Source organism: Radicibacter daui (assembly GCA_030657355.1).
Taxonomy (GTDB): domain Bacteria; phylum Pseudomonadota; class Alphaproteobacteria; order Radicibacterales; family Radicibacteraceae; genus Radicibacter; species Radicibacter daui.
This window is the reverse complement of record CP131056.1, coordinates 3,075,741-3,096,362: the sequence shown is the minus strand read 5'-3', so window position 1 is coordinate 3,096,362 and position 20,622 is coordinate 3,075,741. Positions and strand designations below refer to the sequence as shown.

Below are 20,622 nucleotides of genomic sequence, written 5' to 3'. Positions count from 1 at the left end.
AGCAAATTGCCCGGGCGAGGGGGTGTGCCTCGAAGGTTGGAGGAGGCCGCCCGGTCGGCTTGCTGACAATGATAGGTTGTTGAAAGTCACTGTTAATACTGCGGATTTTTGCGCCGAAGTATAGGGGGTGTAACCCCCGGAAGAGGGGCTGTGGCAGGAAAGGATAGGGCTTTTGCCCGAAAGGAGTGCATCCCGAGGCCCAAGGGGATGCGGCGTGCGGCGCCCAATTAATAGGGGTGTAAACCGATTTATCTAATCGTAGGTGGCTAATGAAACTAAATTAAAACGTTCTACTTAGGATCGGATCGAACAATGCCTTCAGAAAGGCGAATCAGCTGTAAAATTACCTGAGTTGTTCGCAGGATTTTTTATAACATATTGAAATTAAATGCTTTTAAATCAGGAGTGGGTTCTGCGGCCCTGAGCGGCCTGCTACTGTGAAGAGTGTGTGCTCGTACGGTTCAGCGCTCCCGCATGCTTTCATCGACGCGCCGCAGGATCGGTGAGAGCAGATATTCGATGATGCGGCGCTGGCCGGTCTGGATTTCCGCCGAAACCTGCATGCCAGGCCCGAGCCGGGCCGGGCCGGTTTCCGTCTCGATAGTGTCGGTGCCGAGTTCGATGCGGGCGATGTAGGCGGGGGCGCTGCCATCCCGGGAGCCGGTATTGTCGTCGCCAGCCGCCGAGGCGGCCTTGCGGGTTGCGCTGCTCTTGTCGGCACCCTGGATCGCGTCGCGCGTCACATTGAGCACGGCGCCTTCAATGATGCCGTAGCGCGTGAACGGGAAGGCGTCGATCTTGATCCGGGCGGGTTGGCCTGCGCGTACGAAGCCGACATCCTTGTTCTGGATCATGGCTTCCACAACCAGCCTGCCTTGGTCGGGGACGACCGAAAGCAGCTGTTCCGCCGGGGTGACGACGCCGCCCACGGTATGAATGGCGAGCTGCTGGACTGTGCCATCGATCGGGGCGCTGAGCGTCATCTGCGAGAGCTGTTGCTCGGCCTTGATCAGGGCTGCGGTCAGCTCACTCACCTGCGCTGCCGTCTTGTCGAGCTGTTGCAGGATGTCGACCTGATACTGGGCGACGGCCGCCGCCCGTTTCTGCTGGATGGCATAGACGGCAGCCTCGGCTGCCTGCTTGCGGCTGCGTTCAGCCGGCAGCTCCTGCGTATATTCGATGAGCTGCTGGTTGGCCTGATACCAGGCCAGCTTGTTGCCGAACTCCTTGTCCTTGAGCTCGCGCCTTATCTGCTCCTGAAGCCGCACCATCGGCAGGGTGGCCTCGATCTTGTCGATGGTGGCCTGGGCTTCCTGGGCTTCCGCGCGTTTGCCGGCCGCTTGCTGATCGAGCTCCGCCAGCGTGCCGTCCTGCAGGGCAGCTTCAGCCCGCATGGCCGTTTGTGTCAGGGCTATTTCAGCCGTGCTCGCATTGCCGGGAGGGTCGATCAGCGCCAGTGGCGTAGTGTTGCCGGTTTCTGAAAAGGGTGCCGCCAGCCCCCGGTAACGCGAGAGGGTCAGCCGGGCCTGTTTCAGATCACGGCGGAAACGGTCCCGGTCCGCCAGCGCCTGCTCGTCGTTGAGCTCGATCAGCGGAGCGCCCGCCGCGACATGGTCGCCATCGGCAACATGGATGGCCTTGACGATGCCGGTCTCGACCGGCTGCACGATCTTGGTCTTGCCATCGGGAATGATGCTGCCGGGCGCCGCGACGATGATGTCGAGCTTGCCGATGCAGGCCCAGGCGACGGCGATGGTCGCCAGTGCCGCGATGGTCAAACCCACTGCCTGGCCGGCCGGTGAGGGCGGGGTGTCGATAATCTCCAGCGCGGCCGGCAGGAATTCGCGTTCGTCCGCTCCCCAGGCGAGCTTGCGCCGCCCGGGCTGCGGGCTGCGGGCGGTTTCCGGGGGAGGTGTTGTTTCGCTGTTCGCGGGGGAGGGGTCCCGGTCAAGGCTGTCAGGCGACACCGCTGATCTCCCCGGACTGGGCGCGGTGGAGCGCGGCATACCGCCCGCCCCGGCGCAGCAGCTCCTCGTGGCTGCCATCCTCGATCAGCATGCCGTTCTCGATGGTGAGGATGCGGTCGCAATGGCGCACGGTGGAGAGGCGGTGTGCGATGATCAGGACCGTGCGGTCCTTACTGATGAAGCGCATGTTGCGCTGGATGGCCTGCTCGCTCTCGATATCGAGGGCGCTGGTGGCTTCGTCGAAAATGAGGATGCGCGGGTCGGTCACCAGGGCGCGGGCAATGGCAATGCGCTGGCGCTGGCCGCCCGAAAGGGTGGCGCCGCGCTCCGCGATGCGGGTGTCGTAACCTTCCGGCAACTTCAGGATAAACTCATGTGCGCCGGCAAGGCGGGCCGCCTGGAGGATCCGCTCCATCGGCATGCCCGGATCGGTAAGGGCGATGTTCTCGCGCACCGAGCGGTTGAACAGCACATTTTCCTGCAGCACGACGCCGATCTGCTGACGCAGCCAGCTGGTATTCACCATGGCAAGGTCGACGCCATCCACAAGAACGCGCCCGTTACCCGGCACATAAAGCCGCTGCACCAGCTTGGCGAGCGTGGATTTGCCTGAACCGGAAGAGCCGACGATGCCGACGGACTGGCCGGCCTCGATCGCCAGGGTGAGTTTGCGGATGATTTCCGGCCCGTCGGGCTGATAGCGGAAATCCACTTGCTCGAAACGGATATTCCCCTTGATACGGGGCAGGGTGGCGCGGGTGGCCGAGTGCGCGGGTTCCGGCGGGGTGTTGAGGATATCGCCAAGACGTTCGATGGAAAGCCGGGCCTGATGAAAATCCTGCCACACCTGGGCAAGGCGCAGCACCGGCTGGGCCACGCGGCCGGCAAACATGTTGAAGGCCACCAGCTCACCCACCGTCAGGCTGCCCTCCATCACCGCCTTGGCGCCGAAGAACAGGATGGCGGCACTGGCGACCTTGGAGACGAGCTGGATGATGTTGCTGGCATAGTTGCCGAGATTGCTGACCCGGAAGGAAGAGGTGACATAGGCTGCCAGCTGCTCTTCCCATTGCCGGCGGGCCTGCGGCTCCACCGCCATTGCCTTCAGCGTCTCGATGCCGGTGATGGCCTCGACGAGGAAGGACTGGTTTTCCGCTCCGCGGCGGAACTTGCGGTCCAGCTCGGCCCGGAACAGCGGCGTCAGGGCGAGGCTGATACCGGCATAAAGCGGCAGCGAAGCGACGACGATTGCCGTCAGCCACAGGTCGTACCAGGCCATGACCGCCAGAAAGACCAGCGTGAAGACAAGATCGATGACGAAGGTGAGGCTGGAGCCGGTAATGAACTGGCGGATGTTTTCCAGCTCGCGTACCCGCGCCACGCTGTCCCCCACCCGCCGGCTGCCGAAGTAGGCGAGCGGCAGCGCCAGCAGATGGGCAAAGAGCCGCGCTCCAAGCTCGACATCGATGCGGTTGGTGGTGTGGGAAAAGAGGTAGGTGCGCACGATGCCGAGCACGGTTTCGAACAGCGAAACCGTCACCAGCCCGATTAGCAGCACATCGAGCGTGGACAGGCCGTGATGCACCAGCACCTTGTCGACGACGACCTGGAAGAAGAGCGGGGACACCAGTCCCAGAAGTTGCAGGAAGAAGGAGGCCAGCAGGATCTGGGAGAAGATGCCGCGGTATTTGTAGAGGGCGGAGGCAAACCAGGAGAGGTTGAAGCGCCGGCCGAGATCGGAGAGTGCCAGCCGCTTGGTCACCAGCACCAGCGAGCCGTCCCATTCGGCCTCGAACGCTGCCCGGTCCATAAGCTCCGGCCGGCTGTCCTGTCCACGATGGATCAGCACCTTGTCCGCCGTAACCCTGGCGACGATCACCAGGCTGCCATCGAGGGTTTGTGCCAGCGCGGGCAGGGGGGTGCCTGGCAGCCGGTCGAAGCGGCTGGTGATACGGCGGGCTTTAAGGCCGTGGCGGCGGACTAGGCGGACGGCGCCGTCGAGGCCTATCTTTGATTGCCCGGCAATCTCTCGTGTTAGCGTATCGGCGCTTAGGGCGAGACCATGAAGGCGAAAAAGAAGTGAAAGTGAGTTTGTCTGGAGTATCAAATCAGTCGGAGGTTCGTGGCCGATGCCCGGAGGTTGAATAGCAGTCGACACACTCATCTCCGTTTATGGTAGCTTTTATTTTAATATTAGTGCTATATTTTAGCTTTGATGTGCATATTTTGCCGTTAATTCCACCGTTTTTCAGTTATCTAATTGAAGATGAAGATATTATTATGTGATTACTGTCTGAAACGATCTGATCTATTGAGTTTATTGACCCCGTCCCAATTCCGGAAAATGTTAACTTTCCACCCTCTTGAAAATTAACCGTAACATCCTGACCGGATCCCGCATCTGTAATGCTTGATATCCATTGAATTAAATCATCGATGTCGACACTTCCACTCCCATCTGCATCATACACGCCGGCGAATTTCAGCGTGTCTGTGCCGATTTCAAAGTCGGCAATCACGTCGTTTCCGTCGGAAAAGCCGGGAATTATATAATAAGAAAAAATATCGCTACCGGCGCCACCGATCAAATAGTCGTCTCCGAGGTTGCCAATTAAATAGTCATCCCCATCGCCACCACTCAAATAATCGTCGCCGTTGTAACCATCAAGAATGTCATCACCGATGCCACCATACATAGTGTCGGAGTAAGTGTTTCCGTATATTTTATCATCTCCGGACCCTCCATCTACTTCATAGCCCGTGCCGGAAATGGAAATGGTATCGTTACCGTCTTCACCATATATATACCCGCCTCCGGTAACGTTATCGTCCCCGGCGCCGGCCATTACATAACAATCAAACCAGGCAGTAATATAATCATCACCATCGCCACCATTTACGGTGCTATTACTATAGGCGCTTAGAGTGTCATTGCCTGCTCCGCCGTCCAGGTAGCTGTAACTGCCTGTTCCAAGGGTGTCATTGCCATCGCCCCCTTCGAGATAGCTGTAGCTCGCGGCAGTTAGCGTATCGTCGCCATCACCGCCATAGAGATTGCTCTGCACGCCGGCCCTGAGGGTGTCATTGCCGGCATCGCCATAAAGGATACTGTATCCACCGGCGGTGAGTGTGTCGTCGTCATCACCGCCATAGAGGTTGCTCTGCTCGCCTGCCGTGAGGGTATCATTGCCGGCATCGCCATAAAGGATACTGTATCCACCGGCGTTGAGTGTGTCGTCGCCATCATCACCCTCCAGGTAACTGTTGGCGCCCGCCGTTAACTTGTCATCACCTTCTCCGCCATAGAGCTCACTCTGGAAGTCGGCTGTCAGGGTGTCGTTACCGCCGTCGCCATAGAGAATGCTGTAGGCGCTTGTCTTCAAGGTATCGTTGCCGTCACCGCCAACCAGAATTATCCCATAATCGTCGACCGTCAGTGTGTCGTCATAGGATGAACCGACAATCGCTTCGACATCGATCAGGGTGTCGGTGCCGCCAAGGCCATCGCTGACCGTGCCGGTGAGGTGTCTGCCGTCCCATGACACGGACGCTGTTACGCCGCTAGTGGATGAAGAATAGTAGGCAACGTCATATCCGGCGCCACCGTCGAGGGTGTCGTTTCCGGTGCCGCCATAGAGAACATCGTCGCCGGCTCCACTACGGAGGATGTCATCTCCTGATCCACCGGACAGGTAATCGTCGCCGTATCCTGCATTAATGGTGTCGTTTCCACTGCCGCCATAGAGTTCGTCATGATAGCCGCCGTTACCGTTGATGACATCGTTTCCGGTGGTGCCGATGATGATCTCGGCGGTGTTCTTGTTGTTGGTGCCATTGAGGCCGCGCTGGATCACGATGGTCGCGAGATCCGCGTTCGTGCCGTAATATTCATTGTCGGAAGTGTCGATCTGCACCGTGATGGAGCCAGTGCCGCCGAAAAAACTCTCCACAGTCAGATATTCATCCGTGTCGGGATCGAAATTTTCATTCGCGGCAGCGGCGAGGGTCAATGTGCCGTCAGGGGAAACGTCAAACCAGAGGTCATAACGATCCGCATCAGTGAACCTGATGATATCCCCGGTATTATAGGAGCCGGCGGTGATGGTATCGAAACCGTCGCCCTGGCTGATAATATAGGTGTCGTTGCCGGCGCCGCCGATCAGGATATCGTCGCCGGCACCGCCCACAAGCGTATCCGCACCCGCACCGCCGTTCAGCGTGTCGTTACCTTCGCCGCCGGTAAGGATATTGGCGCCGGCATTGCCGGTGAGAATGTTGTCGAGCTCGTTTCCGGTCGCGTTGATGGCTGCCTTGCCGGTGAGGGTGATATTCTCGATCTCCTGTCCGGCGAAGCCGCCGGCGGAGAGGTCGATGGATACGCTGGACTGGATGAGGTCGGTGCCTTCGCCATCGGCTTCGGTGACGGTGTCGCCAATATTGTCGATGATATAGGTATCGTCGCCACCACCGCCGATAAGGCTGTCTGCGCCTGCACCGCCGTTCAGCATATCATTGCCGCTGCCGCCGGTAAGGATATTGGCCAGGGTGTTTCCAGTGCCGGTGAAGTTCGATGACCCGGTATAGGTCAGGTTCTCGATGCCCTTGAGGCTGGCGATGCTGTAGCTGGCCAGACTGGTCTGGACGGTATCGGTACCGCCGGCGGTGCCGGTCTTTGCTTCGACGACCTTGTCCTTGATGTTGTCGACGACATAGGTGTCATCGCCGAGACCACCGGTCATCGTGTCGGCGCCCAGCCCGCCATCGAGGATGTTGTTGCCGTCGTTGCCGGTGAGGATGTTGGCTCCATCGTTTCCGGTGGCGTCGATGTTGCCGGTACCGGTGAGGGTGATGTTCTCGACATTGGCATAGTCGGCCAGATCGATGGAGACGCTGGCCTTGATGAGGTCGGTGCCGCCATTGGCGAGTTCGGTGACGGTGTCGCCGGCATCATCGATGACATAGGTGTCGTTGCCGGCCCCGCCGATCATGGTGTCTGCGCCGGTTCCGCCATCGATCACATTGGCGCCGGCATTGCCGGTAAGGGTGTTGTCCAGCTCATTGCCGGTGATGCTCAGCGATGCCTTGCCGGTGAGGGTGACATTCTCGATCTCCTGGCCGCTGAAGGTGCTGGAGGAGAGATTGATGCTGACACTGGACTGGATGAGGTCCGTGCCTTCGCCACCGGCCTCTATTACGCCGTCGCGGGCATTGTCGATGATATAGGTATCGTCGCCGGCACCGCCCACAAGCGTATCCGCACCCGCACCGCCGTTCAGCGTGTCGTTACCTTCGCCGCCGGTAAGGATATTGGCGCCGGCATTGCCGGTGAGAATGTTGTCGAGCTCGTTTCCGGTCGCGTTGATGGCTGCCTTGCCGGTGAGGGTGATATTCTCGATCTCCTGTCCGGCGAAGCCGCCGGCGGAGAGGTCGATGGATACGCTGGACTGGATGAGGTCGGTGCCTTCGCCATCGGCTTCGGTGACGGTGTCGCCAATATTGTCGATGATATAGGTATCGTCGCCACCACCGCCGATAAGGCTGTCTGCGCCTGCACCGCCGTTCAGCATATCATTGCCGCTGCCGCCGGTAAGGATATTGGCCAGGGTGTTTCCAGTGCCGGTGAAGTTCGATGACCCGGTATAGGTCAGGTTCTCGATGCCCTTGAGGCTGGCGATGCTGTAGCTGGCCAGACTGGTCTGGACGGTATCGGTACCGCCGGCGGTGCCGGTCTTTGCTTCGACGACCTTGTCCTTGATGTTGTCGACGACATAGGTGTCATCGCCGAGACCACCGGTCATCGTGTCGGCGCCCAGCCCGCCATCGAGGATGTTGTTGCCGTCGTTGCCGGTGAGGATGTTGGCTCCATCGTTTCCGGTGGCGTCGATGTTGCCGGTACCGGTGAGGGTGATGTTCTCGACATTGGCATAGTCGGCCAGATCGATGGAGACGCTGGCCTTGATGAGGTCGGTGCCGCCATTGGCGAGTTCGGTGACGGTGTCGCCGGCATCATCGATGACATAGGTGTCGTTGCCGGCCCCGCCGATCATGGTGTCTGCGCCGGTTCCGCCATCGATCACATTGGCGCCGGCATTGCCGGTAAGGGTGTTGTCCAGCTCATTGCCGGTGATGCTCAGCGATGCCTTGCCGGTGAGGGTGACATTCTCGATCTCCTGGCCGCTGAAGGTGCTGGAGGAGAGATTGATGCTGACACTGGACTGGATGAGGTCCGTGCCTTCGCCACCGGCCTCTATTACGCCGTCGCGGGCATTGTCGATGATATAGGTATCGTCGCCGGCACCGCCCACAAGCGTATCCGCACCCGCACCGCCGTTCAGCGTGTCGTTACCGTCGAAACCAAGAAGGTAATCGTTGCCTTTTGTGCCCGAGACTTGATCGTCGCCGCCAAGGGCGAACGCCATCAGGCCATTCCAGTCGTCATTCTCGGCAAAGGTCAGAAAATCGCTGACGGAGATGTTGATGGTCAGGGAGGCAAACTGCTTGCCCGCATCACCCGCCGTCCAGCCGGTGATGGTGCCGCCGGTCGGGTCACCATTTTCGTCGTAGGTGAAGCCAGTGCCTGTCAGGTCATCATATCCGCCGTCTGAATAGACGAGCTTGAATTGCGTGGTGCTTCTCGTGATGGAGCGAGCGACATCAGCTACCGGAAAACCGCCTTCGCGCATGTCGAAGCCGGGAAAGCTACGGGTTGAGGTAAACGCAATCGTTGCCATCAGCTTTCCTGCCTTAATGCTGCCCCTTGTCTGATGGGGCGATCAGCGATCATGGACCGGTATTCTCGGCGTCTCTTTGTCCCGGGGGGCTTTCAGGCCGTTGTTCGTCAGAATTCTGTTTTCCAGAAGGTTGACTTACGGCACTGAAATGCATAAACTTTTATATATTACGTTGAACTTCCGACAACCTTAATCCACCGAAAAGCCTCTAGTAATTTATGGTGGAATTGTCCAGATGGATTTGCGGGCATAGGTCCGCCCGCCCCGTCTTTTTAGAACGGGAAAGCAGCAGAAAAAGTCAGGTAAATGTCAGGGCGATGGCGCTGCGGTATTGCGCTTCAGCCAGTAACGCAGTGCCGCCGGCAAACCAAAAAGCAGCGCCGAGCCCAGTACGACAGCGTGCACGGCAAGGGCGGTGACAACCGCCGGTTCGAAATCGATACCGGCCAGACGCAGCGCCTGCACCCAGGCCGCCTGTGCAGCGCCGAGGCCGGCGACGCCGTTGACCGGCAGGGCGAAGGCCACATTGTTGGCGGCGCCGGCCATCAGGGCGGCGGCAGGCGGCACGGCGGTGCTGACGGCGGAGGTGACGCAGATCGCCAGCAACGAAAACCCGCCCCAGATGGCAAAGGTGCTGAGCAGTGTGGCAAGGCGCGCTTTGGCCGAGCCGAGCACCGTGACCCCGTAAGCCATCTTCTCAAGGAAGCGTCCGATATAGGGCACGCGGTAAAGGTGTCCCGCCATCAGCCCGCCAAGGGCCAGTAGCGGCAGCGGGCTCAGGAAGAAGAGCGCTGCCAGCACAAGCAGGCCGCCGGTGCCGAAGGGTACCGGCGAGGCGATGCCGCAGAGTGCGGCGCCGAGGCAGAGCAGGGCGGCGACCATCAGCAGATCGAGCACGCGCACCAGCACCAGAATGCCGGTCGCCTTCACCATGTCGAGCCCATAGGCCTGGCGCATCAGTACGGGGAACCCCAGCTCGCCGAGGCGGAAGGGGAAGATGAAGTTGAAGGCGTTGATCTGCAGGGCGATGCCGATCAGGCGCCGCTCGGGGATGATGCCGAACTCATCGAAGGCGGTGATGCGGAAGCGCGCGGCGCGCAGCAGCTGCATGCCGAAGCTGAGTGCGAGTGCCAGCAGCAGCAGCGGGCGGTTGGCGGTTTTTGCCGCGGCCTCCAGCGCCGAGAGCGTTTCCGGCGAGATCAGCGCCTTTAGCACCACGACCGTCAGCGCAACCGCGACGATCGTGGAAATCAGGATGCGACGCTTCATTTAGTCCCGTTGCTGGCGCCCGGGGTGATATCGGTGCGGGCGCTGATGAGGTCGGCGTTGCGGGCCGGCGGCTGGGTGCGGTTGTTCACCAGTTCGGCGAGCAGGCCGAACAGCAGCAGCTGGATACCGATGATGACCAGCATGACCCCCAGCAAGAGCAGCGGGCGGCCGCCGATCTCGGCGCCGGCCAGCAGTTTCAGCAGGGTCAGATAGACCAGCATGATGCCGCCAAGGCCGCAGAAGATGGTGCCGACGCCGCCGAAGAGATGGCCGGGCCGGTAGGCGTAACGGGTGATCATCAGCACCGTCAGCAGGTCCAGGAACCCGCGCAGGAAACGGCTGATGCCGTATTTGGAGACGCCATGCTCGCGCGCATGGTGCTGCACCACCAGTTCGCCCACGCTGTAGCCGAGCGAATGTGCCAGCACCGGCACATAGCGGTGCAGCTCGCCATAAAGCTGCACGCGGTCGAAGATCTCGCGGCGATAGGCCTTGAAGCCGCAATTGAAGTCATGCAGCGGAATGCCGCTGGCCTTGGCCGTGATCCAGTTGAAGAAACGTGACGGCAGGGTCTTGGAGACCGGGTCGTGCCGCTCCTTCTTCCAGCCGGAGACGACATCGTGCCCGGCTTCGATCATGGCGACGAATTTCGGCAGCTCGGCCGGGTCATCCTGCAAATCGGCATCCATGGTGATGACGATATCACCGGTGGTCGCCTCGATGCCGACCATAAGGCCGGTGGCCTTGCCGAAATTGCGGCGCAGGCGGATGGCCTTCACATCGTTGCCGGCGGCAGCAAGGTCCTTCATCACCTGCCAGCTGTTGTCGCGGCTGCCATCATCCACCAGCACGATCTCGGCAAGATCAAGCGATGCTTCGGCGCAAACCTCGCGAATGCGGTTCACCAGGATCGGCAGCGTCGGCGCTTCTTCCTTGGCGGGCACGACAATGCTGATGCGGGAAGCCGCGCAGGCGGCTTCGGCGGAGGCAGCAACGGGATTGTCGGTCATCGGCAGTCGCCATTCGGTTGCGGGTAGAGACGGTAAGCCAGGCGGTAAAAGCGCGTCGTGCTGCCTTTCATGAGGCCGCTGACTGTGCCGCGTATATGCGGGGCATCCATGCTGCCGCCAAGCTCTTTTTGGAGGTAGTCGCTGACGATGGCCTCATTGCGCTCGCCATCGCCATTATCGGGCCAGGCGACAAGGCACTGGCCATTCCCGGCCGGGGTCGGCCACAGGGCGGGCGGCCATCCGGCCGCGATGGTGCGCGCCGCGGGAAAGTTAATCCGCAGATTACCGCCCTCATGCAGGTCGGGCACCAGAATGGTACCGGTGCCGTCAAAGCCGATACGGGCCAGTTCACGCGACAGATCGGCAAAGGGCACCTTGTCGCGGGCATGCCCCCGGCCGGCCGGCTGGTTCCAGGTAATGACCCGGGCCGCAAAAGCGGCGATGGCCAGAACGGCCAGCAGCACGGCCAGCGCGGTGATTGCCCTTGGGGCCGGAGAGCCACGCCCGGCTAGCATCAGGAGCCAGACCGGCAGGATCATGATCGCCGGCTGCATCCAGCGCTCGGTGAATTCGGTTGCGCCCAGGGTCGGCACCAGCAGCCAGTGCAGCGCGATGGAAACCACCATCGCCCAGCCGACAAAATCGCTGCCGAGCGCCGGGCCGCCGCTTTCGGCCGGTGCGCGCCAGCCGCGCCAGAGCGCCGTGCCGAGGCAGAGCAGCAGCAGCGGCAGCAGCGGTTCGGGATAGGCGATCAGGGATTTGGCAAGCTCACCCGTGCCGACGGCCAGCGTGGTGAAGGGGCCGCGCCCGTCATGCAGCACCGCGCCGGTAATGGCGGTGAAGGGCGGGGAGAGGCTCAGCACATAAGTGACCGTCGGTAGCACGCAGGCAACCGAGATGGCGATGGTGAGCAGCAGGCGCCAGGTAAGGACCAGATGCCGGTAACGCGGCAGCAGCAGCGCGGTCAGCGCCAGCGAGATCGGCAGCAGCGCAAAGTTCCATTTGCCCAGAACGCCAGCGGCAAAGGCAAAACCGAGCGCCACATACCAGCGGGAACTTTGCTCTTCGGCAAGGCGCACCATCAGGTACCAGCTGACCGCCACGGCGGTTGCCATCATGGTGGTGTGGGTCAGGTCGTGATGGCTGTAATAGGCGAAGGTGTAGATGCCGAGGAAAGAAAAGCCGGCAAGGGCGGCAAGGCGCTTGTCAGGGATCAGGCGCAGGGCGGTGGCGTAGGTGGAAAGGAAACAGACCGCCAGCAGCCCATAACGCAGCGCCGTGAGCGCCACGATGTTGATGCCCAGCTCCTGCGACACCAGCATCAAGAGCCAGGTAAAGAGCGGCGGCTGGCGGAAGCGATAGCTCCACTGCCAGCTATGGGCAAAGAGCGCCTGTTCTGCGTCGTCCACTCCCAGCGTTGGCCAGAAGCTGAGGCGCAGGATGGCGTGCGCGGCGAGCAGGGCAAGAATGAGGACCCGGACGGTCCGGGGTTCGCTCCAGAAAGGACGCTCGGTCATACGAAAGGGCTGGCCATGCTTTTGTCTTTGGGCAGAGGCACCGACGGCGGATGCCCTGTGCCCCTTCAATACCCGCCCGGGCGCCGCGGCGCCATAGGCAGGGGCGTTCCGGTACCGGTCACGCTGCCGCGGGGGCGCTGCCTCTGGCAGCTTTCTCCATCAGCCGCCGTGTTGCTTCCACCGTCTCCCCCAGCGCATCCCAGCAGCGTGGGTGCAGTTCGATCATGAACACAGCATCGGCGGGCAGGGTGCCTTCGCGCATCAGCCGGTCGAAGGGCAGGCTGCCCCAGCCGGGGGGCAGGTGCAGGTCGCCCATGCCCATGGCGGCATCCTCGGCCGGGTTATAGGTCCAGATCGTCTTCGGCACGCCGAAGCTGTCATGAATGTGCAGATGGCGGGAGAGCGGCATCATCGCCAGCGCGCCGGCCACGAAATCGGCGCCGCAGGCGGTGGAGTGGATATAACCGTGGGAGAAGTCGAGCGTGCCGGTCAGCGCCGGGTGTGGAGTGGCGGCCAGTTCGCGCGCCAGTTCTCCCGGCAGCGCCGTTCCCGGTCCGCCTTCATGGCCGAAGACATTTTCCACGCACACCAGCACGCCGTGGCTTGAGGAAAACTCACCCAGTACCAGCAATTCTTCACGCTGGCGGGCATAGCGGCGACTGATCTCCGCCTCGTCGAGCCGGCCATATTGCCCGCTATGGATCACCAGCCGCTCGGCGCCGATCTCGGCGGCAAGTTCGACATAGGCCCTTGCGGTCGCGCGGTGCATCGCCAGCCGCGCCTCGTCATCCAGAAAGTTGAGGCCGATGGCGCCGTGGCCGCTCCAGCGAAAGGTTCGTCCGGCCATCGCCTCCTTGAGGCGGCCCACCCGTTCGCCCACCATCCGGCCGCCCACCAGCAGGTCCAACTCGCACAGCGGCAGCTCGATCATATCGAGCCCCAGCCCCTCCAACTCGTCGATAAAAACTGTAAAATCGCTGACATCGGCCTTGCCGCAGCGGCTGGCAACGCCAATGGAATAGGAGGAGGACATCGTGGGGCCATCATTCAAGGAATTGCTGGTGCTCCAAGGTATCAAGCAACCGGCTTTGTGCCAGTGGCATTTGAGCGTCCATTTTTGACCGGCACTACCGGGTGCCGGGCGCGACCCTCGCTCCCGTTGCCGTCCGGCAGCGGGGTGCTAGGGTAAGGGAAATCGTCCCCCGGAGGGCCCCGGCCTTCCGGATGCAAAAAGAGGCAGAAAGATCATGAGCCGCAAGTTCCGTGTCAGCCCCTACAAGGGCCCCGCCGGCGGGTGGGGATCGGTCAAGGCGCTTGCCTCGGCGGTGATGGGGCAGGGCGCGGCGGTTGCCAGCGTCAAGGCGCTGGCCCGGCAGAACCAGCCCGGCGGCTTTATGTGTACCAGCTGCGCCTGGCCCAAGCCGGCCAAGGGGCATGGGCCGGAATTCTGCCTCAACGGCGCCGAGGCGACAGCCTGGGAGATGACGGGCAAGCGCGCCACGCCGGAATTCTTTGCCAGCCACACGCTCGCGCAGCTCAAAAGCTGGGGCGATCATGAGCTGGAAAATGTCGGCCGCCTGACACACCCGATGCGGTATGACGCATCCAGCGACACCTACGTGCCGGTGGAATGGGAAGAGGCCTTTGCCGAAATCGGCGCCGAGCTGCGCGCGACCGATCCGCGCGCCGCCATCTTCTATGCCTCCGGCCGCGCCTCGCTGGAGACCTCCTACATGTACCAGCTGTTCGGGCGCATGTACGGAACCCAGCATTTCCCCGACAGCTCCAACATGTGCCACGAGACGACATCCGTCGCGCTGCCGATGAGCATCGGTTCGGGCGTTGCCTCCATCCTGCTGGAGGATCTGGACAAGGCCGACTGCATCTTCGTGTTCGGCCACAATATCGGCATCAACGCCCCGCGCATTCTGCACCCGCTGCAGGGGGCTTCAAAACGCGGCGCCGCCATCATCACCTTCAACCCGCTGAAGGAACGCGGGCTTGAGCGTTTCTCCAACCCGCAAAATCCCCTCGAGATGCTGACCGGCGGCGAGACCCGCATCAGCTCGCAATATCTCCAGCTGAAGCCCGGCGGCGACAGCGCGGCGATCATGGGCATGTGCAAGGCGGTGATCGCGGCCGATGACCATGCCGTCAAACATGGCGGCGACAGGGTGCTGGATGTGGCGTTCCTCGCCGAACACACCCACGGTTTTGAAGAGTTCGTGGCGCTGGTCCGGGCCATGGCGTGGGAGGAAATCGAAAAACGCTCCGGCCTTGCCCGCGCGGATATAGAGAAGGCGGCGGACAGCTACATGGCCTCGCGGGCGACCGTCGCCTGCTTCGGCATGGGCGTGACGCAGCACCGTTATGGCGTCGAGACGGCGCGCATGATCATCAACCTCTTGCTGCTGCGCGGCAATATAGGCCGCCCGGGTGCCGGCATCTTGCCCATCCGCGGCCATTCCAACGTGCAGGGCCAGCGCACCGTCGGCATTACCGAGAAGCCGGAGCTCGCGCCGCTCGACAAGCTGGCCGCGATGTACAGCTTCGAGCCGCCGCGCTGGGAAGGGCACAGCACGGTCGAGACCTGCGCTGCGGTGATCGACGGCAGTGCGCGCGCCTTCATCAGCCTTGGTGGTAATTTCCTGCGCGCGGTGCCAGAGCAGAAGGCGGTGACGGAGGCCTTCGGCCGCCTGCGCCTTTCCGTGCAGATCGCCACCAAGCTGAACCACACCCATCTGGTGCCGGGAGCAGTCACCTACCTCTTGCCCTGCCTCGGCCGCACCGAGATCGACCGGCAGGCCAGCGGCCCGCAGAAGGTCTCGCTGGAAGACAGCATGACCTATATCAGCGCTTCGGAAGGGGTGGCGGAGCCGGCAAGCCCGCATCTGCTCTCCGAGCCTGCCATCGTTGCCGGCATGGCGCGGGCAACACTGGGCGAGGGCGGCACGGTCGACTGGCGCGGCTGGGTGGATGATTATTCAAAGGTGCGCGCCGCCATCGAGGCCACCTGGCCGGACGTCTTCCGCGATTTCGAGGCGCGCTTTACCCGGCGCGGCGGTTTCCCGCGGCCGCTGCCGGTGCGCGAGCGCATCTGGAAGACATCCACCGGCAAGGCCAATTTCGTCATGCCGGACAGTCTCTCCCGCCCGCATCTCGACGATCCGGATATCTTCCTGCTGATGACGCTGCGCAGCGGCAGCCAGTTCAACACCACCGTCTATAACTATAATGACCGGCTGCGAGGCATCTATGGCAGCCGCATGATCGTTATGATGAATGGCGATGACATGCAGCGCCTCGGTATTGTCGAGGGTGATCTCGTGACGCTCTCGTCGGCTGCGGATGACGGGGTGGAGCGCGAGGTGCATGGCCTGCGGGCCACCCGCTACGACATGCCCATGGGCAGCCTTGCCGGTTATTTCCCCGAGCTTAACGTGCTGGTGCCGCTGGCCCATCATGCCGAGCTCAGCAAGGTGCCGGCGTCCAAATCCGTGCCGGTACGCATCATCAAGGGCCTCGCCGGCGCTGTGGCCGGCGGTGCAGGGAGCGCAGCTGCGGCTGTGGCAGCCGAGTGAACCTTTCTTTTCCCCTTCCGCTGGCCGGCGACGAGGAGACGCAGTCGCCCGGTGCCGAAGCCCAACCTGACTTCAAAGTCAGCCTGCTGACCGGAGGGCGCTTTCATGCGCGCTCCGGCGGATGGCCGGAAGACCGGCGCTGGGCGGTGGCGGAGGAAGTGCCGGTTGCCTTGCGCTTTGATGGCGCGGCTTCCGTGGTCATGATGACGACACCGGCGGATCTCGATGATTTTGCCACCGGTTTTGCCGTGACCGAGGGTTATGTCGCCACGGCCGGTGACATCGCCGCCATGGAGCTGGTGCCGGGCTGCATCGGTTACGGCGTGGAGATCACGACCGTTGCGGGCAAGGCCGGGGAGCGCCGCGCCGAAAGCCAGCGCGAGATTTCCGGGCGTACCGGCTGCGGCCTGTGTGGCGTGGCGACCCTTGCCGAAGCGGTGAGGAACCCGAAGCCCGTCAGCTGCCCGCGCGAGGTTGCGCCTGACATCATGCTGGCGGCGCTCGATGCCATGCCGGCTTGGCAGCCGCTCAACGCCGAAACCCGCTCGGTTCACGCCGCGATGTGGTGTGATACCGAGACCGGCGCCATCCGCCTGTCGCGGGAGGATGTTGGCCGCCACAACGCGCTCGACAAGCTGATCGGCGCGTTGCTGCGCGGCGGGCAGGACCCGGCCGACGGCTTTATCGTGATGTCCAGCCGCTGCAGTTTCGAGCTGGTGCAGAAGGCGGCGATTGCCGGCGTGCCGGCGCTGGTAACCCTGTCCGCTCCCACGGCACTTGCCTTGCAACTGGCGGCTGCCAGCAACCTGCAGCTTGCCGCCCGCGCGCCCGGCGGTTTGATGGTATTCTGACGCCGAAGTTTAGAATTATGCGGATTCCAGTTGTGAACTGGGTGATATTCGACAGAAGAGGCGCGGGAAATTATGAATCGTGATCGCCTTATTGCAGGAATTGTTGTTTTAATAATTGTTATTTTTAAATTGAATCAATTATTATTTAATTTTAGTCTATTCGGGATAAGCGCAGATAGATTGTTTTTTATTTCTTTTGTATCAGGCGTAATGTGGGTTGGAATTGTTTTAAGGGTCAGAAAATAGCAATAGCTTTAGGTGGTATTTATATTTTGGCGGCCGAGCTTTAGTTTGGTTTTGGACCTCGTTCGGATTTTGGTGATGTCGCGCCAAAATCAATATTAGCAACGGTCCTTGATCCCATGTCTCCTCCACGTGACGCAGTCCGATGCCATGCCTGCCAGCAACCTGCAACTCGCCGCCCGGCGGTGTGATGGTGTTTTAAAAATTCAGCTGCGTTAAAGCGCGCAGAGCAAATCATTGACCTCCCGCCTGGAACGCGCGATGGTCCGCCCCGTCAGGGGAGTCCCGCCTTAGGGGACTGAGAGGCTGACAGGGAGCGGGCATGGCCCGTTCACGGTGAAGCGACCCTTTGAACCTGACCCAGTTGATACTGGCGTAGGAAGACCGAAGGGCGTTCCCCCCATCCGACATTGTCCGGGGCGGTCCTTTCGGGCCGAAGGCCCTGCTGCGTGTGAAGCGCACACCTCCGGGGCCTGATGGCCCCTTTCTGCATCCCGTTTGACTTGGGTCTTTTCGCAAGAGGAGACACCAATGAACGCGCGTTCCACCCCCTCTATCACCACCGGCGCCCTGCCGGCTTCCTGCAAGGTCCACTTGCCGGGCGCCCTGCACGATATCCGTGTGCCGCTGCGCGAAATTGCGGTAACCGGCGAAGCGCCGCTGACGGTCTACGACAGCTCCGGCCCCTATACCGATCCGCAAGCCCGGATCGATATCGCCGGCGGCCTCGCCGATGTGCGCGGCACCTGGCTGCAGCAGCGCGGCGATGTGGAGGCCTATGCCGGCCGCGCCGTGACCGCCGCCGACAATGGTTTTGCCGAAGGCGAGCGCCTGACGCCGGCTTTCCCGGTGCAGCGCCAGCCGCTGCGCGCAAGCGCGGGCCGGGCCGTTACGCAGCTGGCCTACGCCCGCGCGGGCATCATCACCCCGGAGATGGAATTCGTCGCCCTGCGCGAGAATGAAGGCCGCCGCATCGCCTGCCAGCGGGATGGCGAGCCGATGGGGGCAGACCTGCCGGATTTTGTGACGCCAGAGTTCGTGCGCAAGGAAATTGCCGCCGGCCGCGCCATCATCCCCGCCAACATCAACCACCGGGAGCTGGAGCCGATGATCATCGGTCGGAACTTCCTGGTGAAGATCAACGCCAATATCGGCAACTCCGCCGTCACCTCCTCCATGGAGGAAGAGGTGGAGAAGATGGTGTGGGCCATCCGCTGGGGCGCGGACACGGTGATGGACCTGTCGACCGGCCGCAACATCCACAACATCCGTGACTGGATCATCCGCAACGCCCCTGTGCCCATCGGCACCGTGCCGCTCTATCAGGCGCTGGAGAAGGTGGGTGGCATTGCCGAGGACCTGACCTGGGAAATCTATCGCGACACGTTGGTCGAGCAGGCCGAGCAGGGGGTGGATTATTTCACCATCCATGCCGGTGTGCGCCTGCATATGATCCCGATGACGGCACGGCGCGTGACCGGCATCGTCTCGCGCGGCGGCTCCATCATGGCCAAATGGTGCCTGCATCATCACCGCGAGAGTTTCCTTTACGAACATTTCGACGAGATTTGCGACATCGCGCGGGCCTATGACGTCTCCTTCAGCCTCGGCGACGGCCTGCGCCCCGGCTCGATTGCCGATGCCAATGATGCCGCGCAGTTTGCCGAGCTGGAAACGCTGGGCGAGCTGACGAAGATCGCCTGGGCCAAGGACTGCCAGGTGATGATCGAAGGGCCGGGTCATGTGCCGATGCACAAGATCAAGGCCAACATGGAAAAGCAGCTGGAACATTGCCACGAGGCGCCGTTCTATACGCTCGGGCCTCTCACCACCGATATCGCACCCGGTTACGACCACATCACCTCCGCCATCGGCGCGGCGATGATCGGCTGGTTCGGCACCGCCATGCTTTGTTACGTCACGCCCAAGGAGCATCTGGGCCTACCGGACCGCGATGACGTCAAAACCGGCGTCATCACCTACAAGCTGGCAGCCCATGCCGCCGACCTTGCCAAGGGCCATCCGGGGGCGCAGCTGCGGGATGATGCGCTGTCACGGGCACGTTTCGATTTCCGCTGGGAGGACCAGTTCAATCTTGGCCTCGATCCCGATACCGCGCGGGAGATGCATGACGAGACCCTGCCCAAAGAAGCGCACAAGCTCGCGCACTTCTGCTCCATGTGCGGGCCGAAATTCTGCTCGATGAAGATCAGCCACGACATCCGTGCCGAGGCTGAAAAAGAGGGCGGCATGGCGAAGATGGCGGGGAAGTTCCGCGAGACCGGCCAGCTCTATGTCCCGGTTGAAGACCGCGTGACGGAACCGGCGCAATGATCTCCGTGCTTGGAGAGGGGGTGGCGGCGCTTTGCGCCGCCACCGCCCTCAGCGCGCGCGGTCTGGCGGTAGAGCTGGTCGTGCCGCAAGGCAGCCCGCCGCCAGCCTCGCGGCTTGCCGGCGGCATGCTCGCGCCCTTTTGCGAAGGGGAACTTGCGCCTGACATCGTGGTGGAGCGCGGGCAGGCGGCGGCGGACTGGTGGCAGCAGCAAGCCGGCGGTGTGGAACGTCGCGGCACGCTGGTTGTCGCGGCGCCGCGTGATCGGGGCGAGCTGGAGCGTTTTGCCCGGGCCACACGCGGGCATCGCTGGGTGGAGCCGGAGGGGTTGGAAGCCGAGCTTGCCGGCCGCTTTGCCCGCGGGCTGTTTTTTGAAAGCGAGGCGCATATGGACCCGTGCGCCGCGCTCGCCCGGCTTCGCTCCCGGCTGATTGAAAACGGTGTGGCAATCCACGACGGTGCCCCGTCGGGCCAGATCGTGGATTGCCGGGGGCTTGCTGCCCGCGACCGGCTGCCGGACCTGCGTGCCGTGCGCGGAGAGATGCTGGAGGTGCTGGCACCGGATGTGATGCTGACGCGCCCCGTCCGCCTGCTACACCCGCGTTTTCCCTGTTACATCGTTCCGCGCGGGGCGGGGCGCTACATGATCGGCGCCACCATGGTGGAGAGCGCCCGGCCCGGCGGCGTTACCGCCCGGGCGGTAATGGAGCTGCTGTCAGCCGCCTATACCGTCCATCCCGCTTTTGCCGAAGCGGAAGTGATCCTGACCGGCGCCGGCCTGCGCCCGGCTTTTCCCGACAATATCCCTGCGATCCGCCGGGAGGCGGGTCGCCTCCATCTGAATGGCATGTACCGCCACGGTTTCCTCATGGCGCCTGTTCTGGCGGAGGAACTGGCCGGCATGCTGACACGGGAGCTTGTAGATGCGCATTGACCTTAATGGTGAGCCGCTGGTGACGGCGGCCACAACACTGGCGCTGCTGCTCGATGAACAGGGCTTCGATGCCGCCTGCGTGGCGACCGCCCTCGACGGCGCCTTTGTGCCGCGCGGCCAGCGCGCGGCGGCCGTGCTCAGCGATGGCGCGCGGGTCGAGGTGCTGGCCCCGATGCAGGGGGGCTGA

At 62.4% G+C, this 20,622-nt stretch carries 12 protein-coding genes and 1 riboswitch; of the genes, 5 read left to right on the top strand and 7 right to left on the bottom strand.

Annotated elements, in window-relative coordinates; translation table 11 throughout:
• Positions 1 to 461: 461 nt before the first annotated feature.
• The 7 genes from QTL98_RS14515 to QTL98_RS14485 form a co-directional block, all read right to left on the bottom strand.
• Entirely contained in the window at positions 462 to 1,967 is a 1,506-nt protein-coding gene (locus tag QTL98_RS14515; protein WP_445679180.1) for an HlyD family type I secretion periplasmic adaptor subunit, read from the bottom strand.
• Positions 1,957 to 4,131: a type I secretion system permease/ATPase gene (locus QTL98_RS14510; protein WP_445679179.1), complete on the bottom strand. Its 2,175-nt coding sequence runs from the start codon at positions 4,129 to 4,131 to the stop codon at positions 1,957 to 1,959. Before QTL98_RS14510 ends, QTL98_RS14515 begins: the two co-directional genes overlap by 11 nt.
• Positions 4,132 to 4,219: 88 nt before the next feature.
• Positions 4,220 to 8,698: a beta strand repeat-containing protein gene (locus QTL98_RS14505; protein ID WP_445679178.1), complete on the bottom strand. Its 4,479-nt coding sequence runs from the start codon at positions 8,696 to 8,698 to the stop codon at positions 4,220 to 4,222.
• A gap of 309 nt (positions 8,699 to 9,007) precedes the next feature.
• Entirely contained in the window at positions 9,008 to 9,967 is a 960-nt protein-coding gene (locus tag QTL98_RS14500; protein ID WP_445679177.1) for a lysylphosphatidylglycerol synthase domain-containing protein, read from the bottom strand.
• A complete protein-coding gene (locus tag QTL98_RS14495) occupies positions 9,964 to 10,977 on the bottom strand; it encodes a glycosyltransferase family 2 protein (protein WP_445679176.1) in 1,014 nt (337 codons plus the stop codon). Before QTL98_RS14495 ends, QTL98_RS14500 begins: the two co-directional genes overlap by 4 nt.
• Positions 10,974 to 12,494 carry an ArnT family glycosyltransferase gene (locus QTL98_RS14490; RefSeq protein WP_445679175.1) on the bottom strand — a complete coding sequence of 507 codons (1,521 nt, stop codon included), beginning with the start codon at positions 12,492 to 12,494 and terminating at the stop codon, positions 10,974 to 10,976. The genes QTL98_RS14495 and QTL98_RS14490 overlap by 4 nt, the downstream gene beginning before the upstream one ends.
• 118 nt (positions 12,495 to 12,612) lie before the next feature.
• The gene (locus tag QTL98_RS14485; protein WP_445679174.1) at positions 12,613 to 13,527 is read right to left on the bottom strand and encodes a sugar phosphate isomerase/epimerase family protein; all 915 of its coding nucleotides are present in this window, start codon (positions 13,525 to 13,527) and stop codon (positions 12,613 to 12,615) included.
• A gap of 214 nt (positions 13,528 to 13,741) precedes the next feature.
• Between QTL98_RS14485 and QTL98_RS14480 the strand changes: the two genes are divergently transcribed.
• The 5 genes from QTL98_RS14480 to thiS all read left to right on the top strand — a co-directional run bounded on the left by QTL98_RS14480 (position 13,742) and on the right by thiS (position 20,622).
• Complete coding sequence (locus tag QTL98_RS14480) at positions 13,742 to 16,075, top strand: FdhF/YdeP family oxidoreductase (RefSeq protein WP_445679173.1); 2,334 nt, start codon at positions 13,742 to 13,744, stop codon at positions 16,073 to 16,075.
• The gene (gene fdhD, locus QTL98_RS14475; RefSeq protein ID WP_445679172.1) at positions 16,072 to 16,926 is read left to right on the top strand and encodes a formate dehydrogenase accessory sulfurtransferase FdhD; all 855 of its coding nucleotides are present in this window, start codon (positions 16,072 to 16,074) and stop codon (positions 16,924 to 16,926) included. Before QTL98_RS14480 ends, fdhD begins: the two co-directional genes overlap by 4 nt.
• 509 nt (positions 16,927 to 17,435) lie before the next feature.
• A riboswitch (TPP riboswitch) is annotated at positions 17,436 to 17,568 on the top strand.
• A gap of 132 nt (positions 17,569 to 17,700) precedes the next feature.
• Positions 17,701 to 19,503: a phosphomethylpyrimidine synthase ThiC gene (gene thiC, locus QTL98_RS14470; protein ID WP_445679171.1), complete on the top strand. Its 1,803-nt coding sequence runs from the start codon at positions 17,701 to 17,703 to the stop codon at positions 19,501 to 19,503.
• Positions 19,500 to 20,435: an FAD-dependent oxidoreductase gene (locus QTL98_RS14465; RefSeq protein WP_445679170.1), complete on the top strand. Its 936-nt coding sequence runs from the start codon at positions 19,500 to 19,502 to the stop codon at positions 20,433 to 20,435. Before thiC ends, QTL98_RS14465 begins: the two co-directional genes overlap by 4 nt.
• Positions 20,425 to 20,622 (top strand): sulfur carrier protein ThiS, encoded by a 198-nt coding sequence (thiS, locus tag QTL98_RS14460; protein WP_445679169.1) that lies wholly within the window; start codon positions 20,425 to 20,427, stop codon positions 20,620 to 20,622. Before QTL98_RS14465 ends, thiS begins: the two co-directional genes overlap by 11 nt.